The organism is Oleiphilus sp. HI0123, from assembly GCF_001635315.1.
Map to the genome: position 1 here is coordinate 1 of NZ_LWGE01000429.1, position 2,191 is coordinate 2,191.

A 2,191-nucleotide genomic window follows, 5' to 3' on the forward strand; every position below is an offset into this window, starting at 1 on the left:
CTTGCCCTCTTCAGTCACCATAATATTTCCGGGCTTCAAGTCTTGATGTACCGCCTCGTTTTGATGAAACGCTTTTAAGCCCTCTGCAACTTGTTTAACGATATTGATAGCACGCTTTGGACTCGGTGGCTGGTTCTTTCTCAGCCATTTATCTAAGCCCTCTCCCTCGACATACTCCATGAGGTAATATAGAAAACTGCGCTTGCGGTCTTGTCGAATAATCTTGACCACATTAGGGTGCTGTATGCGAATACCTATCCATTCTTCCTGGATAAACCGGTCAATATAAGCGGTATCTTCCTCAAAGTTTGGTGAGGGCGTCTTCATCGCCAACAGCTCGCCTGACACTTCATCTTTTACTAGATACAACTGGCTTCGACTCGAAGCAAATAACTCTTTTTGGACGACAAAACCATCCAGTTTCATACCCTTTTCTAAAGCTGGCGGGAAAGGTAGGCGTGTCAGTTTCGCACTATAATCATCAAGGTTTTCGAAAGGCAGCTGTTCAACAATACCCACAACGGCACTGATATTGTCATCGGTTTCGCCTTCTCGTGCCAAATCTAGAAATTTGTCCGCGATAAACTCAGCCGGCTGGTCCATCGCCAGCGTTTCGATTATTCTCGCTTCCTCGATAAAGTCATGTACACCATCACTACACAGCAATAAGCGATCACCGGCTTCAAGAGGAATTCGCCCATAATCGAGGTGCAAGCGATTATCCATACCGATGGCGCGAGTAAGAAAAGTTTTACCGCCGCCTAAAGAAGCGACATGATCAGTAGTACATTGGGCGAATTCGCCTTCTCTCAGCAAAAATATTCGACTATCGCCAACATGAAAAAAGTGCGCGGTACGACCTTTGATGACGATGGAGCTGAATGTAGATAAGTAACCTTTAGTATCAGACGAGAACTCGTGACTCTTACGAAAAAGCTTGAGGTTAATCGTTGATAGAATCTGCTCTCCGCACTTACTGACTGACCAGGTGTCAGGCGTCTGGAAATATTCCTCAATAAAACGTTCAACAGCCGTATGGCTTGCTTCGCGCCCCGCTTCAGCTGATGAAACACCGTCGGCAACGACGAGTGCACAACCTTTATTGTTAAGCAGATAGCTATCTTCTGGAACCTTGACGCCAGCCGAGTCTTCATTGATCGGTTTTATACCGGCGTCTGTTGAAAATGCAGCATCAATCTTAAGAATCTGGGCCATCGAGAAATCCTGAGTTTAGTGCTATAGCGTTACCTTAACGCAAAAATGCCCGCCGATGAAATAAGCCACCAGCAGGCACTCTAGACTAGCAAGTTTCTAACTAGCCAACATCAATCATATGAACTGTGCCATCTGGCAGTACTTCAGAGATCTGTCCTTTTGGCTCATCCATCATTGCAGCAATGAAGAATACAATCAGTGCAGAACAACCGATCACCAAGAAGAAAGTACTGTAATCTACAAAGCTCAAAACAGTTAGGTAAGTTACTGCACCGACGTTACCATACGCTCCGGCCATACCTGCAATCTGACCTGTCATACGACGTTTGATCAGTGGAACTACCGCAAATACCGCACCTTCACCAGCCTGAACAAAGAACGAACAGCACATGGTTGCAATCACAGCAGCGGGGATCCACCAAGATGAATCAACCTGGCTCAATACAAAGTAGCCACATGCCAAACCACCAATCAAGAACATTAGAGCTTTACGACGACCAATGTGATCAGAGAACCAACCGCCAGTTGGACGTGCAACCAAGTTCATGAAGGCAAAGCCTGAAGCCAATAGGCCCGCTTTGACAGGATCAAGACTTTCAAAAGTTTCCAAGAAGAATAGAGGCAACATTGATACAACCGCTAGTTCTGAACCGAAGGTAACGAAGTAAGACCAGTCTAGAATCGCAACTTGCTTAAAGTGGTACTTATCAAGCTCTTGGACACCGTTTGTCAGATTTTCTTTATTTACATTCCAGATAGAGTAAGTTTGGAAAACATATAGAGCGACCAAACCCGCCCAAATAACGTAAACAGCAGTCTGACTTAAGAGAGCAACACCCGTTGGAGATAGTTTCCAAGCCAACACAGCTAAGGCTGCATACATTGGAATATTCATGAACAAGTATAGGTAAAAGTCACCCCAGCTTGTTACTTCCAAACCACCTGCTTTCTTAGGCTTAAAGTAGGTTGAACCTTT

General features: G+C 45.1%; 2 protein-coding genes. Both read right to left on the bottom strand.

Features of this window, described 5'->3' with window-relative positions; all coding sequences use genetic code 11:
• On the bottom strand, window positions 1-1,215 hold a 1,215-nt coding region (locus A3761_RS04080; protein WP_068749865.1), incomplete at its 3' end, for a protein phosphatase 2C domain-containing protein.
• Window positions 1,216-1,315: 100 nt separating this feature from the next.
• The coding region (locus tag A3761_RS04085) for an MFS transporter (protein WP_156491582.1) at window positions 1,316-2,191 on the bottom strand (876 nt) is incomplete at its 5' end.